We start from the raw sequence: 240 nt of genomic DNA, 5'->3' as shown, positions 1-240 counted from the left end.
TCGTCGGGCTGCCCGTCCTCCGACGTCGGGTGCTGGGCGACCTCCCGGCCCCCGCTGTCGACCAGGGGCACGCGGGCGTCGAGCAGCTCGGCCACCCGACGCACCACCCGGTGGCCGTCGACCTCGCCCTCCAGCACCCGGGCGAGGGCGTCGGTGAGGCGGGCGGGCCCCACCCCGGTCCCCGCCGTCCGCAGCCGGTCCAGGACCACGGCGGGGCTCACGTCCTCGTCCACCCCCAGC

1 protein-coding gene is annotated in these 240 nt (G+C 79.2%); it reads right to left on the bottom strand.

The window, feature by feature from the left end; genetic code table 11:
- Window positions 1–221, bottom strand: a 221-nt coding sequence (locus tag AC0IVP_RS22130; RefSeq protein ID WP_471759308.1) for a hypothetical protein, incomplete at its 3' end; no start/stop codon positions are given.
- Window positions 222–240: the final 19 nt, after the last annotated feature.

It is taken from the genome of Klenkia sp. AC732, from assembly GCF_979256525.1.
Note: the sequence above shows the minus strand (reverse complement) of the source record. Positions and strands in the feature narration are given on the sequence as shown.